At 52.6% G+C, this 17,461-nt stretch carries 12 protein-coding genes; 7 read left to right on the top strand and 5 right to left on the bottom strand.

Annotated features, from left to right (window positions below; genetic code table 11):
* Nucleotides 1-73: 73 nt before the first annotated feature.
* Nucleotides 74-2,539 carry an ATP-binding protein gene (locus PHE17_RS18610; RefSeq protein ID WP_301017417.1) on the top strand — a complete coding sequence of 822 codons (2,466 nt, stop codon included), beginning with the start codon at nt 74-76 and terminating at the stop codon, nt 2,537-2,539.
* A gap of 154 nt (nt 2,540-2,693) precedes the next feature.
* Here PHE17_RS18610 and PHE17_RS18605 read toward each other — a convergent pair whose 3' ends face one another.
* Nucleotides 2,694-5,171 carry a cellulase family glycosylhydrolase gene (locus tag PHE17_RS18605; RefSeq protein ID WP_301017416.1) on the bottom strand — a complete coding sequence of 826 codons (2,478 nt, stop codon included), beginning with the start codon at nt 5,169-5,171 and terminating at the stop codon, nt 2,694-2,696.
* A 162-nt stretch (nt 5,172-5,333) separates the two neighbouring features.
* Here PHE17_RS18605 and PHE17_RS18600 point away from each other — a divergent pair, with 162 nt between their 5' ends.
* Nucleotides 5,334-5,834: a TetR/AcrR family transcriptional regulator gene (locus PHE17_RS18600; protein ID WP_301017415.1), complete on the top strand. Its 501-nt coding sequence runs from the start codon at nt 5,334-5,336 to the stop codon at nt 5,832-5,834.
* The gene (locus PHE17_RS18595) at nt 5,831-6,010 is read left to right on the top strand and encodes a hypothetical protein (protein ID WP_301017414.1); all 180 of its coding nucleotides are present in this window, start codon (nt 5,831-5,833) and stop codon (nt 6,008-6,010) included. The genes PHE17_RS18600 and PHE17_RS18595 overlap by 4 nt, the downstream gene beginning before the upstream one ends.
* Here PHE17_RS18595 and PHE17_RS18590 read toward each other — a convergent pair.
* Nucleotides 5,971-6,192 carry a hypothetical protein gene (locus tag PHE17_RS18590; RefSeq protein ID WP_301017413.1) on the bottom strand — a complete coding sequence of 74 codons (222 nt, stop codon included), beginning with the start codon at nt 6,190-6,192 and terminating at the stop codon, nt 5,971-5,973. The genes PHE17_RS18595 and PHE17_RS18590 overlap by 40 nt on opposite strands.
* A 596-nt stretch (nt 6,193-6,788) precedes the next feature.
* Here PHE17_RS18590 and PHE17_RS18585 point away from each other — a divergent pair.
* Nucleotides 6,789-7,268 (top strand): MarR family winged helix-turn-helix transcriptional regulator, encoded by a 480-nt coding sequence (locus tag PHE17_RS18585; RefSeq protein WP_301017412.1) that lies wholly within the window; start codon nt 6,789-6,791, stop codon nt 7,266-7,268.
* Between the two features lie 12 nt (nt 7,269-7,280).
* On the opposite strand, the gene PHE17_RS18580 is transcribed toward PHE17_RS18585, so the two are convergent.
* A complete protein-coding gene (locus PHE17_RS18580) occupies nt 7,281-8,120 on the bottom strand; it encodes an SDR family oxidoreductase (protein ID WP_301017411.1) in 840 nt (279 codons plus the stop codon).
* 231 nt (nt 8,121-8,351) lie between these two features.
* On the opposite strand from PHE17_RS18580, the gene PHE17_RS18575 reads away from it, so the two are divergent.
* Nucleotides 8,352-8,570: a GNAT family N-acetyltransferase gene (locus PHE17_RS18575; RefSeq protein WP_301017410.1), complete on the top strand. Its 219-nt coding sequence runs from the start codon at nt 8,352-8,354 to the stop codon at nt 8,568-8,570.
* 334 nt (nt 8,571-8,904) lie between these two features.
* Nucleotides 8,905-10,653 (top strand): glycosyl hydrolase, encoded by a 1,749-nt coding sequence (locus PHE17_RS18570; RefSeq protein WP_301017409.1) that lies wholly within the window; start codon nt 8,905-8,907, stop codon nt 10,651-10,653.
* A gap of 273 nt (nt 10,654-10,926) precedes the next feature.
* Here the strand turns inward: PHE17_RS18570 and PHE17_RS18565 are convergent, their stop codons facing one another.
* Nucleotides 10,927-11,280 (bottom strand): hypothetical protein, encoded by a 354-nt coding sequence (locus tag PHE17_RS18565; protein ID WP_301017408.1) that lies wholly within the window; start codon nt 11,278-11,280, stop codon nt 10,927-10,929.
* Nucleotides 11,281-12,004: 724 nt separating this feature from the next.
* Here PHE17_RS18565 and PHE17_RS18560 point away from each other — a divergent pair.
* Nucleotides 12,005-15,919 (top strand): PilC/PilY family type IV pilus protein, encoded by a 3,915-nt coding sequence (locus tag PHE17_RS18560; protein WP_301017407.1) that lies wholly within the window; start codon nt 12,005-12,007, stop codon nt 15,917-15,919.
* Between the two features lie 301 nt (nt 15,920-16,220).
* On the opposite strand, the gene PHE17_RS18555 is transcribed toward PHE17_RS18560, so the two are convergent.
* Nucleotides 16,221-17,461: DUF853 family protein (locus PHE17_RS18555; protein ID WP_301017406.1), on the bottom strand; the 1,241-nt coding region annotated here is incomplete at its 5' end.

Below are 17,461 nucleotides of genomic sequence, written 5' to 3'. Positions count from 1 at the left end.
CCTTACTTGTGTAGTATGGATAGCGTACCCCTCCAGTTTCTGGCCACTTAATAAGATAACAAAGGTTAGTGCCATGTCCGCCAAGCAACACACCAACTATGTCGCTGTTGGCTATAGCTTTTTCACCCGCTACATCCTGTTTATCCTGGCAGCCTTGCTGATTATCGGGTCGGCTGCGGTATTCTGGTACAGCCTCCAACAAAGCGCTAAGCTCAATGAAGAACAGGCATTGCGGGAAACCAGCCTATTTGCCCGCTCCATTGAGCGTTTCCGCAGCTTTTATGTAGAAAACATTATCCCCCAAGCGCAAGCCCACGGGATGGTGGTGACACATGAACAAAACAAACCCGGCACTATCCCCACCCCGCCGACACTCATGACCCAACTGGGCACGTTATTGGCACAAGATACTGAAACCCGTTACCAGATGCGGGTATACAGCGAACACCCTTTCCCGTGGAACAAGGAGGGTGGCGCACACGATAACTTTGAACAATGGGCATTGCAGGAACTCACCAAGCATCCAGAGAAAGCCATCTGGCGTTTTGAGAAAGGCAATGGTGGTCAGAAAGTGCTGCGTTACGCACTGCCCAACCGTATGGAAGCAAGCTGTATCGGTTGCCACCAATCCTATTCCGGCACACCCAAGACTGACTGGAAAATTGGTGAGTTGGTTGGTGTGACCTCCATCAGCCGTGACATCGGCGAGACTGAAAGTGCAGCCACTAAAAACTTGGCAGAATCCTTCATCCTGCAATTGACCTTAGGGCTGGTGGGGCTAGGCATACTGGCAGAAGCCCTACGCAGCCTGCACTGCTCACTTGGCGAAGCACAGGCGGCCACCGAAGCAACCCGCAAAGCCAACAATAAATTGGCACTGGGCATTGAGGAGCGGGAAACACTGGCCGCCCACTTACGCACCAACCAAGAAAAAACCCGCACGATTGTCGACTCCATCGCCGATGCGCTTGTCGTCACTGACAGCAGTGGGACGATCATCGAAACCAACCCCGCCGTATTGGATGTATTTGGCTATACCCAATCAGAGTTACAGGGGCAAAATGTCACATTGCTGATGTATGCCGAACAGGCCAGCCCCCACGCAGGCTACCTCCAGCGTTACCTAAGCAGCGGCAAAGCCAACATCCTTGGCAAGCCCCGCCAATTGCAGGTGCGGCACAAGAATGGGCAGCCCATTCCTATCGAAATGACTATCAATGAAGCGCGGGTGGGCGATAATGTCATTTTCACCAGCATTGCCCGTGACATTACCCAACGCCTACAAACTAAAGAAGCACTAACCAAAGCACGTGATGCGGCACTGGAAGCAACACGCCTTAAGTCCGAATTCCTTGCCAACATGAGCCACGAAATCCGCACCCCCATGAATGGCATCATCGGCATGAGCCAACTGTTGCTGGACACCCCACTGGATCAGGAGCAACGTGACTTGGCACGAACTGTGCGGCAAAGCGGTGAAACCTTGTTGCGCATCATCAATGACATCCTCGACCTGTCACGCATTGAGGCAGGCAGGTTTAACATCTATAAAGGTAATTTCAACCTGTTGGAAATGGTGCAGGGTATCATTGACCTACTGGCGGAGTCTGCCCATAACAAGGGTTTGGAATTGGGGTTTTCCATTGACTACTCGGTTCCTACCAACCTTGTCAGCGACTCGGTACGCTTACGCCAAATCCTGCTTAACCTTTTGGGTAACGCCATTAAGTTCACTGAAAAAGGGCGTGTATTGCTGAATATCCAAGCCGCAGGAAGCAAAGGGCAATCCTTGCTGTTACGTTTTGAGGTGCAAGATACTGGCTGTGGGATTGATGCCAAAGACCTGCCCAAACTGTTCGGCGCATTTTCCCAACTGGATGGTTCCAGCACCCGCCAATACGGTGGCACGGGGTTGGGGTTAGCCATCAGCAAACAACTGGCACACCTGTTGGGCGGCGAAATTGGGGTTGATAGCGTACCCGGCATCGGTTCCCGCTTCTGGTTTACCGCTGAAGTACAAACCACACCAGCGGCAGGACACGAACCTGCTGCACCAGCCCCCATTAAGCCAGCACCCCCAGCACCTGTTGCCCCAACTCTCCCTGCGGCCGCCAACGCGCCAACGCCTATCCCCCAGAACCTGCGTATCCTGCTGGTTGAAGACCATTTGGTAAACCAAAAAGTGGCGCTCACCATGCTGAAACGCTTGGGTTACGGGCAAACTGACTGCGCCACCAACGGCAAAGAGGCACTGCGCATGGTACAGGAACAGGATTACAGCCTCGTGCTGATGGACTGCCAAATGCCAGTCATGGATGGGTATACAGCTACCCGTGAAATCCGCAAGCTGGGTAGTGGAAAATTTAAGGAATTGCCCATTATCGCGCTGACTGCCCATGCCATGAAAGGTGATGATGATAAGTGTTATGCTGCCGGTATGGATGATTACCTGACCAAGCCTGTCACCCCTGCGACCTTGCAAAGCCACATTGATAAATGGGTGCGGGAAAAGCCACATCCCCAACTGGCAGAAATGTAAAGGTACTCAAGGGCAACCCCTAGCCTTGCGCTGAAACACACATAAGCGAAAAGGCGTTGCACTGCAAGCAGGCAACGCCTTTTTTAGGCAGGACAGAACTGTCACTTAACAGTTAATGTCCCTTTCCCCTTCAGCGCCATTAACCATAACGTTGTTAACGGGTCGTGCTTTTGAACGCACCTTTGACCCCGCCAATGTTCAGTGTCGCCGTTACAGCCGTGCCAGCCTTGCTGGATGAAGTGTGGCGTACCTTCACCGTATTGTTGACGTTGACCGTCCCCGCAGCGCTGGTGTATGCCCCACCGTTGATGCTGTAGGCCGCACCCGTGCCGGTAACACTGATCGCCGCCGCCGCATTGATCCCGCTGACCGTGATAGTGTTGGATTCAACCACTGTTGAAGGCGCAACACCCGCCAGCGCGGTAAAGCTGAATGCAACCGGGGTGGTGTCCTTGGCAGCGGTGGTGCTCTTGAACGTGCCTTTGACCCCGCCAATGGTCAGTGTGGTGGTCACGCTGGCGGAATAGCTGGCAGAGGAAGTATGGCGCACCACCACCGTATCACCTTTCTTCACGGTTTTGGTTCCGGCAGTACTGGTGAAAGCCGTACCATTGATGCTGTACAGGCTCCCCGCACTGATGCTGATGTCGGTAGCCGCATCAATGCCAGTAACTGTGATGGGTGCAGAATCCACAGGCTTAGCGGTCAACACCCCCGTTTTAGTGGCAAAGCTGAACGTATTTGGGGTAATGTCCTGTGTGGTGCTGGTGAAGTAACCCACCGCACCGCCGATGATCACCTTGGTCGATACCTTGGTGGCATAGCTGGCGGAGGAGGTGTGCTTCACCTTCACCACATCGCCACTTTTCACTGTCCCTGCGGTGCTGACATAAGCCCCGCCGTTGATACTGTAAGTGCCGCTATAAACGTTGATAGGGATTTGCTTATCAACCCCGCTGATGGTGACTGGCGCTGATTCCACGGCAGTGGAGCGCAGCACCGCCGTTTGCGGTGCAAAGTTGGGTGCATCTGGGAGACTGTCTGTCCCCGGTGTCACTGGCACATTGTTGAGCGCCTGTACCATCGCCTTCATTGGCACGTTGACGGTGGTGCTTTCCCCCGGATAGGTCTGCCAGCCGCTGTAGAGGCCGAAACGGGTTTCGTGGTAGGCGAACATGTGGCGGTTGATCCCGTAATAGTCCATTGCCGCCGACAGGTCTACCATCCACTGTTCAGCCCCCAAGTTCTTTTCCCCAGCGTATTTGGCATGGACAACGCCGTATTCGCCACTGTTGAGCGGGTAGGGGAAGGAATCGGTGCTGGCGTCATAAAAGGCATCAAACTCATTGGCCAGTTCTGATTTGAAGGCCGCCACGCTACCCGCATAAGGGGTCGTGCCGGTGTCGGAACTGGCAAAAGTGTCGTAAAAATGGACATCGTATACCATGTTGTTGAACGGCAACGGATACGTTTTCCCTGCCACGCCTTGGTCAGTGGGGTTGTAGGAGGGTTGGATATAAATCAGATGGTTGGGGTCAACCGCCCGGATTTTGCTGATCAGCGTTGGCGCATACGCAAACCAGTCCGAGGTGTAGGGTTCATTGAGCAGGTCATAGCCAAGGACGGTGGTTTCGTTGCGGTAACGTTGGGCAATGGCAGCCCACAGGTTTTCCAGCCGCGCCTTGGTAGCCGTGGTCAGCCCCAGTTGGTTAGGGAGTTGCCCCCCGCCGGGCGGCTCATGCATGTCCAGCAACAGGCGCAGGTTATGCTTTTTCGCCCACTGGATGTTACGGTCAAGCCATGCCCAACCTTCATCCTTGTACACGCCGGGGTTGGCATTGTCCTCAAACACCACGAAGGACATCATCAGGCGCACGGTGTTGAAGCCCAACCCGGCAATTTCTTGGAAGGAGCTTTCGTCGTAATTCTTCCATCCAAAATTGTCGATGGCATTTTCAGTCCCTGGTATGTCGTTGCCATAGTTGTAGGCTTCCACGTTGATGCCCCGCCCATTGAACGGGGTTTTGGCGGCTCCCACCACCAGCCGGTTGCCGTCCGCCTGCACTAGGTTTTCATAGTCCAGCGTTGCGGGGGGCTGATAGCCGACTTCAGCAGTGGTCAATGGGCGCACAAACGCCTCATCAAGGTAAGTGGGGATGTTCGCCCCGCCGCTGATGCACAACTTGAGGCTGTCAGTTGGGGCAAAATTGGCAATGTAGGCACCGAACAGGCGTGTCCAGTGGTCGGGGTAAGCCTTGCTGGTGGCATTGTAACCATCCAGATAGACAGGGGCTGCACCGTTCTTGATAAGCCCCATGCGTAAGTCGGCTGACGCGCCGCTGCCAAGGCGGGTACGTGCCCCAAACTCGTACAGTTTCCCCGGCTGGAATGCGGTAGCATTCAATGTATAGAGCGCCCCGTTGGCGCAATAGGTGTTGGCGGACAGCAGTTGTAAGCCGTTCTGCCCACTAAAGGCAGCAGCGGAATTCAGTGCCAACACCGAACCACCCGCGCCAGACCACAACAGGCTCCCTGATTCAAAACCACCATCGGCGATAAGGTTTGTCCCTGCCAATGCACCTTGTACCGCCAATACCAGCGGCAAGGCATAAAACCACGTTTTACGCTTCATAGTTGAAATTCCCTCGCATTAATCTTATTCATGTAGAATCATCGGTAATTGCCAGTGCTGTTATCACTCACTGCCAACAATGTTAATGATAGTTACATTAATGCTACGTATTAATGTTGACCATTGTCAAACTTTATAAAGATGGATAATGGGCTTTCCTTTATGGCTGAGAAAAAAGACACTTACCACCACCCTAACTTGCGTGAGGCGCTGATCCAAGAAACGGAAAAGATGTTGGCAGGGTGCCAGTTGGACAGCATCACCTTGCAAGAGTTAGGGGTACGCTTAGGGGTGACACGCTCTGCCCCTTACAGGCATTTTGCCAGCAAAAACCTGCTGCTGTGTGCAGTGGCGGAACGGGCTTGTGGGCGTTTCAAACTCATGCTGCGTGACATCCGCCTGCAAGCGCAATTGCCCCCACAAGAACGTTTCCGGCAAATGGTCATCGCCTATTTCACGTTTGCTGTTGGCAACCCAGACTATTACCGGCTGCTGTTCCGTGAGCCGCTGATGGGGGTAAACAAACCCCCGGAACTGGCACAGTCCCGCGCCAGCTCATTTGAGGAATTGTTGCTGATGTTACAGGAATGCCAAGATGCCGGGTTGGTGCAGGTGGGTGATAAGGGGCAGCAGGCATTGTCTGGTCAACCATGCACGGCATGAGCAGCCTGTTGGTGGATGGGCATCTGAGCTTGGATGTGGTGGGGGAGGGGATATTTGGCTTGCTGTTCCAGAATATTATGCAGGGCTTGGCAGCTTATCCCCGGCTGTTGCCAGCCCCCTTTGAAGCGATGCCCTATTATTTGGCAGCATCCACACAATCCATGCCCACACCGTAGCGGTTCTGCCGTGGCTTGAGCACTTGTTGGGTCTGGTTGCCGACGATCCCCGACAGTACGTTATAGGCATCGGCCTGCATCCTCAAAACGCCGTCAACATTGCCGACCGCAGCCGCTGCCTGCGCTTCACGAAGGCAGGCCAGCAATTTTTGCTCACGGCTGGAATAGGGTTCATCAATCATGGTTGGTTGCATCGTAATGGTGGTGGCTGTGTGGTTTCTATACGTTCTTGGTAAATTGGTCGCCGGGGAGGGCTTGGCCCCGGCGTACCAGCAGGCAACATAGGGGTGAAATGTGGTCAAAAAAGTTGCCTGCGCTTCCCCACAACACAAAGCCTATATGGAAGCTATTGGGGGGATGCTTCCTTTCCTGTTTTTTTATTCATTACTTCGGTTGCAGACTGAATGTATGCTGAATAAGTTGGTTTGTCAGTTTTAATTTCCTGTTTGGCTAAGAGTTATTCAAATCCAAATGGATGGCAAACAATCTACCTTGGAATCGGGTGCTGGCGGACACTTGTACAGACTGTGTGGCTTTTCAGTGTGACCAATTAGTTGCCACCATGTGGGATAGGGATGCCTGACAAAACCACTACATGGATTAGAAAGATACCCTGCCACATTCATTGCAAACCAAATTTAAGTCCTGTCAGGCCAAACCCCATCCATGCGCGTTTTACAACCCAATGTTCAAGCGGTTGCCTTGGTGCTGTGATAGCCAGCTATTGCCTAAAGCATTATGGTTAGCCTAAACTAACCAATAATACGGAGCAAATCCCATGCAACTCAGTGAGTGCTTGAAACAAATTGATTGGTATATGTGGCTGCAATGGCGGCGTTATGCTTGTGAAAGCGGCAATGTCAACCTGACGAACACGGAAATGGAATACTTGTACGCCCTGATCAGCAGTAGCCCGCAAGGTATACGCCTGACTGATTTGGCAAACTTGTTGGGCCTTACCAAAGCCTCTGCCAGCGCCATGGTCAGCAAACTCGAAAAGCAAGGGTATGTACAACGCCAAGCCAACCCCAGTGACGCCCGTACTAGCCATCTGTTGCCCACGGAAAAAGCCTTTGATGTGCAAAAAGAAGACCTCAATGCTTACCAGCAGACTGCCGATGCCGTGGGCAAGGTACTGACAGCAGAGGAATTACGCCAACTTCATGCCTTGCTGGGCAAGGTTTGCGATGCGTTATGGTCAGCAGAAACAGGTTCTGGCACATTGGCGGGGCTTTGTATTGACCCTGAAAAAATATGAGCACGCGGGTTTTTAGTGAACCAAGTAATCCGTGCCATCCACGGGGATGATTGCCCCTGAAATAAAACGTGCCATTTCGCTGACTGCGAACAAGGCGATGGTTGCCACTTCGTCGTCCTGTGCTGTCTTCCCCAGCAGTGTGGCAGCGATGTAGTCCTCAAATGCTTGCCGCGTGTGCGGGTTTGTTGCCATCATTGCCGCGACATCCGGTGTGAGGGCAACGGCGGGTTTGAGGATTCGGACAGGGGCGAGTGCAAGGCAGCGGATGCCCAACGGCCCCAGTTCCTCCGCCATATTCTTGGTGACGCTGGCAAGGATATGTTTAGTGGCAAGGTAATCACCCGGATTACCCGCCGATGTGACGCTGGCAATTGACAGGATATTCAGGATGACGCCCGGTTTTCCTTGGGCTTGAAGGCATTTGGCAAGCTCGCGGGAAGCTTCATAAGCAGTGTGCAAGTTAGTGTTCACCGCCCGATCCCACGCGGTATCAAGACGCCCGCGTGTCGGGTTGGCAGGGAAAATACCCGCATTGTTTACCAGAATGTCGGTGTGTAAAAAGTGTTTGGTGGCACTGCGGATTAGCCCATAAGCAGCATCAGGATCAGACAAATCCAAGGCTAACGGTTGGGCATCAATACCAAAACAGTGCTGTAAGTCCTCACAGGTTTTTTCCAAGGTACACAGGTTCAGGCCGCACAGCAGCATGTCTGCCCCTGCTTCTGCCAGCCGTTGGGCAATAGCCGTGCCCATGCCGCCGTCTGCTTCGGTGACAATGGCTGCCCGACCACGCAGGCTTAACAACTTTCCTAGTGGTAAGGGGGATGCACTGGAAGCAAGTGATGTCAGCATGGATTACCCCGGTGTGGCTACTGCTTAAAAAGTGATAGTTAGCCTAAGCTAACTAATTGTGCGGAGTCAAGCCCACGCGGCTTGTTTTCTAAACAGCCTATCCATGCGCCTGCCCGCTTTCCCTTGCGCAGTGGTTGGCTACTATGCGTTGGCAACAGGTAGCGCCATGCTGGATACTGCACCCGGCAAAGTCCGTCGTAATATGCCAGACCCTTTATCTTAGGCCGGTTGGTGGCTGACATACGCTATCAGGGGCAGGGCTTGGGAGGGGGATTGCTTAAAGATGCCCTGTTACGTTCCTTGCAAGTCGCGCAACAGGTCGGGGTGCGTGCCTTACTGGTACATGCCATGTCTGACCAAGCCAAGCAATTCTACCTGCACCACGGCTTTGTGGAATCGCCGCTGGATGGTATGAAGCTGTTCCTGCCATTGCAGGGCTTGGTGGTTTAGGGCACTTTACGGTATTAGGTGCTTTTGCCCGTTGCGGCCTAAAAATACGACTTCAGTAGGGCTATCTACATAAAATGCGGTTGGTGTTCCACAGTACAGATGGCTGTAAAACTTACGCTAAAGGAAAAAGCTGTCTGGGGAAATATTTTACCGGACAGCTTTCGCCCATCCGAAGAAGGTTTGAGGGGAGATAAAGCTTTTTCCCACCAGTCTGTAAATGTGGACGCAGATCAATTTTTTAATTAATGTCGATATATTTGTTTTATATCGGTAATGACATTGGCAAATTAAACTATTATGCTACCAGTGTCCAACAAAATGCGGGGGGGACAAAATGAAGCGTATCGCCAAGCTCATTGTATTCATAATGATTTTCTCATGTGCTGCCGTCATGGGTGCAACAAAAAACTACAAACTGTCGGTCAGCAAGTCGGGCATAGGTTCTGGTATTATCAGCAGTAGCCCGACGGGGATCAATTGCGGCAGCACCTGCGCTGCCAATTTCGCCGCAAATACCTCCGTCACCCTGACGGCAAGCGCTGCTAGCGGTTCCACCTTTAGCGGCTGGGGCGGCGTATGTAGCGGCACATCAACCACCTGTTTGGTTTCTATGACCGCCGCTAAGTCTGTTAGGGCAACCTTTGCCCTGAAAACCTACGCCCTGTCGGTCAGTAAGTCAGGGGATGGCTCCGGCACTGTCGCCAGCAGTCCGGCGGGGATCAATTGTGGCAGCATTTGTGTTGCTAATTTTACGGCAAACAGCAACGTCATCCTGACGGCAAGCCCTGCCAGTGGCTCCACCTTCAGCGGCTGGGGCGGTGCGTGCAGCGGCACGGGAACCTGCACGGTCAGTATGGGCGCAGCCAAGAGCGTGGCTGCCCAGTTTACAAAGATACCCAGTGCGGGCGCTATGGTTGGCGCATATGTGGATTCTGACGGCTGGAATACCGGCATCATCGACTCCGTGAATTCACTCATGACCAAACCATTGGCGGTGATTAACCTGTTCTCCAATTTCGAGCAGGGCTGGAGCAACCTGTCGGTGCAAGCCACCAACATTGTGTCGCGCAATGCTGTACCCATGATTACTTGGATGCCAAGCATCCCCACCCGTCCAGATGCTAACCTGCTGGGTGAAATCAGCAACGGGCAGTGGAATACCTATATTGACACTTGGATCAGCGGGCTTAAGGCTTGGCAGGCCACCTACCCCTCCAGCAGTCGTCCAACCGTGCTGATCCGTTTTGCGCATGAGTTCAACGGCAACTGGTATCCGTGGGGCAATGACCCTAATGGGCTGAAAACAGCATGGGCGTACCTGCGCAACCGCTTCGCTGTTGCGGGTGTCACTGGCGTGCAATGGGTGTGGTGCGCCAACAATGCCAGTGTTGACAGTTACAACAACATTACCCTCTATTATCCCGGTGACAGCCTAGTCGACTGGACGGCGCTGGATGGCTACAACTGGGGCAGCAACTACAGTTTCAGCCAGTGGAAAGGCTTTGCGGAAACATTCAGTGTGCCTTATACCACGTTGGTGACAAACTACCCGACAAAACCCATCATGCTTGCGGAAGTGGCAACCGCCGAACCGTCTGATGTGCCAAACCCTACCTATGGGCAAGACGGCAACGACAGTGACGCAAACCAAAGCAAGGAAGTTTGGGTACAGGACATGTACACCCGCATCATGAACGAATACCCTGCGATCCGTGCAGTGGTATGGTTCAATACCAACAAGGAACTTAGTTGGGCACTAACCAACGTGGGCAATACTGGCTTGACGGCTTATAACACGGTGGTTGCCAATAGTTATTACAGTGGCGTGTTTACCCCGTTGACCCAAACTGCCGCCAGCAGCGCAATGGCAGCACCTTCTGTCAGCGTCAGCAGTACAACCTTGCAAACCTCTATTGTCACAGCCAGCAAAGCGGATAATGCCCAGAAGGCTTTGGCATCAAGTCGTTTGCCTACCGTTATGGGCCAAGCGTTGTTGAACCGTGAAGCCCAAGGTTTCAAGGGCTTGAGCAAGCAAAAACTCGATACTTTGAAAACAATCAAACGTAGGGCAACAATGCCCTGACCAGAAGTATAGCTGCCACATTTACCTCCCCTCTATGATGGGGGGAGGTAAGGGTCTGCCCCACTTCATTATACCCTACCCGAAATTACACACGGTAAACTGGAGTTTCGACTCCTTAGTCTGTGTCCTCAGACCTCCAACCTGTAGACGGGCGATCATGCCGACCGAATGGCGCGTCATTACCCAGAAAACGCATTTTCCCTAACCCAGTTCCTCACCTAGGCTTCAACACTAAAACCACCCTAACCATCTCCCATAAATGGAATATCCACCCTATTCAGAAGGTGGGAGTGGTGGCACGTAAGATGGCTTTAAGGACGGAGCAGGTGGGTCATCTTTCTTGAGGTCGTTGGGGTCAACCGTACAATGTGGGTCACAGTGGCGTAAATCCACAAGAGGTGGTGGGTCTGCTGCTTCGTTGCCGTCAAACCCAGAACCCGCCTGTGCCCGTGCCCCTTCGTCGTTTCCCTCGCTGACCATACCGGCAGCATCACCACTGCTTTGTGCGGTGTCAACCAGTGAACCCGCCGCGCTGTCATCGTCCCCCTCACCGGCCATGCATGGATAAAAGCCAAGTGTGGGTATCAGTACGGCAATAGCAACCAAACCCCAAATTTTCGTTTTCATCAGATGGACTCCTTGAGTGACATTAAACCCTATCCTCACTTGCGGGCGCTCCCTTATCAAATTATTGCTTTACATTCTAGGCTCTTGCCGTAAGGAATTCCGGGGGAAAAGGCCAAAAGTTGACGCATAGGTTGCAGTTTATGCGGCGGCCTGCAATCAAAAATGACCAGACCTGCAATCAGCACCATTTTAGGCCAGCGTTCTGGTTTCCCACTCATACATGCATCCCTGCGATCCCCAAAGCCTGCCCAGCTTTGGAACAGGTCGATGGTGACGGAAATTTGATGATACAGTTACAATTAGATTGATTTTTGTTCATTTCTGGGTATCCTGCACATTGCCAAGCAACCATGACAATGAAGGCATCTTCGCAAGAGTCCTTGGTTGGGGGGAGGCAGGGCATTAGGGGTTTCACGCTTCCCCCTTATTTTTCCACTTGTCAGATGGTGGGGGAATTTTCATAAATGTCACCGATGTGTGTGACGTGATGTCGGCCTTTTGGGCAAAAGCACTTAGGCCGTTCCAAAAACGTCCAATTTCCTCCGAATTATGTGTTTACCCCCCCCCAATGAACTGCTGTCAGGCCATCGTCTGCTTGTGTTTTTTGGGGATATAGCAGCTATAATTGGCAGGTCATTAGGGAACCAAGTTAGCCAACGGCAGCAGCAACAATGCGTCGGCGGTGTGTTGGTGATTCCCCCAACTAAAAAGACGGAAAACAATTATGAAAAATATATCCCGTACTTTGCGCTGGCTACTGTTGCTGGCCCCGCTCTGGTTTGCCTCAGTGTTGATGGCGGATGAAACCGACCTTTACTACGCGCAAAATATGTCAGCGAATCCTAACATCCTGTTTTTGCTGGATAACTCTGGCAGCATGGAATATAACAAAATTGGCACTGAAACCCGGATGAAGGTGTTACAGAATGTATTTACATCGGTAATGTCTGCTGTGCCGAGTAACCTCAATATTGGTTTGATGCGTTATGGCGGGCATGGTGAGGATGCAGCCAGTGGGGTCAGTTTTCCAGTAAAGCCAGTCGATTTGGATAAGGATGGTAATGGCAGTGCTTGGGATATAATCCAATCCAGAATTGATCCGGGTTTAGATAACCTGCCGAACCCTTCTGCTAATCAGCCGGTACGGTCATTCCTGCAAGATGTTGGCAATAACTGGTCGGCGCAAGGTTATACCCCCATTGTCGATGCTTTGTATGAGGCTAGCCGCTATTACCGGGGGGAAGATGCGGATTGGGGACGTTTGACAGCAGATCATGTCCGTGCTGCCCACCCTTCCACCTACACGGGAACTTTGACGTGGAACCCCAATGCGGGTTGTAGTACGCCGACCGATTGCGTCCAAGATTGGGGTGAATGCTGGGCAACAGTTGTACCGGACAGTTGCCATTCGGAAACCCGTGATGTCTGTAATTGGGGCGTAATCAACAATAATGGGTGCTGTTGGGTATCGACGGGTGTAGACGAATCGGGCAATGCGACGGGTGGTTATTGTTCCAGTAATACTTGTGAGAATTACGGGTGCTTGGATACGCCTCACCCCGGTACGGTACAAGTATGCCAACAATATACCTGCGACGGGGCTGTTGAAGGAACAGCTACGTATATTTCCCCTATCCAATATGAATGCCAATCCAATTATCTTGTCCTGATGTCGGATGGGAAGCCTGAGTATCCCGCAACTTGGGACACGCCAGATAGCACGGCCTTTTTCCCCCCCTCTATGGATAAGGTCAAAGACATGATAGCGGGGACGTGTACGGATGGCCCGAACGGTTACAACAGTGGGACTTGTGGGCCTGAACTCACCAAATATTTGTCGACCCACGACCAGTCTACTGCGGTTGATGGTGATCAGTTTGTCCAGACCTTCACTATCGGTTTTGGTTTGAGTGATGTCAATGCAACAAATTACCTTAAGGCATTGGCGAGCGTATCGGATGGCGCTTTGGCGGCAAATGATGAAAAAAGTTTAAAGTTAGCGTTTGAGGACATCCTCAAACAGGTAAAAGCGGGGACTTCCTCCAAGCTGCAATTATCCGGCGCACCTGCTGCCCAAGTAGTGCCGAAAGCGGTACAGCCCAAGCAGGCGTTAGCCCAAAATAAACCAGATGGCGAGCTTAAAAAGTTAATGTCCACACCATTAGCGGTGGAAGGTTTTAATAAACAGGAACAGCAAGTATTGTCTTCCTTCCTGAACCCCCTGAGTTATTGGCGGACATTGGCAGTCGGTGGTTTCTTTGAGGCAACCGATACCGCTTCCTTGTTGGATGCATTCAACAGCATCATTAATAAGGTAACAGCGTCTGCCTCATCCTTCAGTTCACCCAGTTATCAGGTTGATACCAATACCTTGCTGGCGCATAACGAGTATGTGTATATCCCGGTGTTTGACCGTAACAACCTGCCGCGTTGGCCGGGTAATTTGAAAAAGTTTAAGCGCGATAGCAGCGGTCAAATCGTGAATGCTGATGGTACGCCTGCCCTTAATGCGAAAGGTGAGTTTTTGGATACCGCCAAAGATTTATGGAGCGCCAGCACCACGCCGGATGGCAAGGATGTCACTTTGGGCGGTGCAGCAAACAAGCTGCCCGCTCCGGCTAGCCGCAAGCTGTATACCGATGTCAGTGCAACGGCTGACCTGACCAGTGCCACCAATAAGTTGGATACCACGAATACCAGCCTGACTAACACCATGTTAGTGGCGGGGCAAACCTATACCACCCAGCATACGTTGCTGGACTTTTACAACGGTGTTGAGGATGGGATCAGTTGCGCAGGCTGGTACAAGGACTGCTCAGGCAATAATCATATCGTTCTTGGTAATCCCACCACCAATGTCAATTGTGTCAACATTGCTTCCGTAACAACCTGCCCAGTATTGGGTACGAGCGTAACCACCACCGACCGGAACAATTGGTTGAGCTATATACGGGGTGTGGGTGCAGATGGGCAACCCCGTAACCGCATGGGGGATATGCTCAACGGTAAGCCCGTCGTGGTCAATACCGGGGCAACCCCAACGGTGTTCGTCAGTACCAATGAAGGTTTCCTGCACGCGATTGACAGCAGTACCGGGGTTGAGAAATGGGCATTTATGCCGAAAAACTTACTGGGAAATATCAGCACGTTCTACAACAACAGCATTCCCAAGAAACACATCTCGGGTATTGACGGCGCGGTGAGCGTGTGGAAATTCCAGTATGACAGCAACACTGACGGTGTGATTAACAGTGCCGACAGTTACAAAACTTACCTGTATTTTGGTTTGCGCCAAGGCGGTAAGGAATACTACATGATCGACATTACCGACGTGAACACGCCAAAAATTGTCTGGCACATTGATCCAAGTACAACGGGTTTCAGTGAATTAGGTTATACGTGGTCAAAACCGGCAATGGCAAAAATGCGTGTTGCCCATGATAGCCCGGAAGATGCCGCCACCCATGCCAGTGACCTGATTGATGTCTTGGTCTTTGGTGGTGGTTACGATCCTGTCAAAAATAATGTCAATACCCAGTCTCCGGCTTACACCCGTCCGGCGGATAGCAAAGGCCGCAATGTTTACATTGTCAATGCCAAAACTGGCGCTTTGATTTGGTCACTGCGTGACAATGTTTCAGGGGCAGCCGCCAAATTGCTCGACAGCATTCCGGGTGACATCCGTGTGCTGGATATGGACAGGAACGGTGCTCTGGATCGCTTGTATTTCGCCGATACCGGCGGTCATATTTGGCGGGTGGATATGGATATAGACACGAAAGATGGCACGGTTTCACCCGATACGACCCTTTACAACTACACCAAGGCGAGTTTGAGTGAGTTTGCTAATCTGGGCGGTTCCGGTTTGAACAAGCGTATGTTCTTCTACGAGCCAGATGTGGCGCTGCTGCAAAGCGGTGGTAAGGCGGTCTTAACCTTGTCGATTGGCAGTGGCTACCGTACCCGTCCGTTGCACCAAGGGGCAGACCGTTTTTACATGCTAGTCGACCGTAACCCGTTTGATGCACCGGATAGCGGCATTTTCCCGATTACGGAAGACGCCAAGCTGGTCAGCATCGTCAACGGCGATGGTACGGACAATACCTCAAAGCTGGGGACGACGGGTACGAGTAACGACAGATTGATACTGACCGATACCTCGCTCAATGGTTGGTATTACAGCTTGCCGAACACAGGTGAAAAAGTGCTGGCTCCGGCGGTGACGTTCCTCAATAAGGTCGTGTTCACTACTTTCTCAGCGGATGCCGGTGAATCGACTGACCCTTGCGAATCACCACCAAACAGCGCCCGCGCGTATGTGCTGGATTTGTTTAACGGGCAAGCCGTTGCTGACCTCGACCGGGTAAGTGGCAATGAACGTTCGGTGATTGCGGGTGTGAATGAGATTCTGGACGCTGCCCAGATTATCTTCCGCGCCCCTAGCCTTGCCGATGGCACAGCGTGTACCAGCGCCAACAAGGACAGTTGCGATAAGCAGTATGTCGAAATCCGCGTGGGTAAGATGAGCTTGCCACTGATGGGTAATGACAATGCCTCAGGGGCGGGTGTGGCTGGAAGCGTGAATATTGGCAATATCCTGCCGCGTATGTTCTGGCGTGACAATAACGTGTCAAATTAGGCTGTGTTGTATTTGTTAGCCTGCCAGTGGGAGCAAGCTCTCCTATTGGCAACTTGCTTTATAGGGAACATGCGTACCTGTGGATATTTGGCGGTGTTCCTATCGTGGGGGAAGCCTGAAAAGGGGGGACGCGGACAGGGGGATGCCGCGTCTCCCGAATGTGAGTGTCAGCGTGAAGTGAAACAGCCCCGCATTTTGGTTATCCGTTGGGGAGTTGGCAGCTTACTCCTCTTTGTGTGTAAATTTCAATCAGTGAGAACACATGAGGGGCTTTATCTTTGCTGAATTCACGGCTGTAGCCTCACCCAACGATGACATTCCCAAACGGCGGTTCCGCCATCCCTTCGCGCCGTAGCTGCACAGCCACCACTTGCTTTGCCCGGATGTATTTGAGGGTGTCCTTGCCCAGCCGCAGTTTGGTGGTTGCCGTTTGCCAATGGGAGGGGTGCAGCCCCAAGATCAGGGTTGCACCGACATTGGTGAGGAAACTTTCCGGGAAGTCATTCGGGCTTTGGCTGGCGCACCACAGGCCAATGCCGAACTTGCGGGCTTCCCGTGCTATCACGTTGATGATGTCGCTGCCATCCTTGCTAAAAAACTTATGTGCCTCGTCCAGAAAGATAATGTGGCGCACTTCCGTGCCGCTGCGGGTTGGCCCAGCTTGCTTGTGGCGTTCAAAGATGGCACGCAGGCGGAGTTTTACAAACAAGATTTGCTGTTCATCGGTGAGTGACCTGAGCTGGTGTACCCGTGCATGGGTGTCACCAAACGGTGGTGGGTTGGCGCGGAATATCCCGGCAGAATTGAGCAGTTCCAGCCGTTGCAGCACGGATGCCAAGGTATCTGCCGAATCATACTTGAGCATGTCCTCCAGTTCCCGCCCGGTCTGCATGGCTCCGATGAAGGCGGCATAGCTGCTGGTGCAGTTGTCCTTGCTGGTGTTGAGCTGCTTGCCCAATTTATCCAACTCATCATCACTGCTGGCCTTGGCGTACTTGCCTTGCAGGGCATTCAGGCGTTTGTAATGGCGGGCAAGCTGCTCCAGTGCGCTGATGCACTTGTTGTCACCACCGATGGTGAGGGCGGTGAGCTTGCGCCGCCCGTAGTTTTTCAAGTCATCCAGCGTCGGGTAATACTGCTTGAGAGCTTGGTAATTGCGGGCATCGGTGAATTGCCTGCGTTGGGCTTCGGTGATGCTATGCCGCTGCCATGTCTGCGGGTTGTCAGGGTAAATGCCTGCCATCGCGTAAGTGTCCAACAGCAGGTTGCGCAAGACCATCTCCTGTTTGATGCCCAGTTGTGGGGAGGCTTCACGCACCAATCCCAGCAGGTATTCGGTTTGGCGGTTGACCCCACCCGTGTGCGGGTCAGTGCCCAACTCCAAAGGGTTGTAACCGTAGCCGGTGGCTTGTGAGTAACGGCAGGCGTTAGCGCCGGGGATGCCGTCCAGTTCGTCATGCACATCGAACACATCCACCCCAATGCCTGCCTGTACCGCGCTGCCCAACAGGCGTTTGGACTGGAACGATTTGCCCGTGCCGC

Source organism: Thiothrix sp., from assembly GCF_028714775.1.
GTDB lineage: Bacteria > Pseudomonadota > Gammaproteobacteria > Thiotrichales > Thiotrichaceae > Thiothrix.
This window is presented reverse-complemented; position numbering and strand designations above follow the sequence as displayed.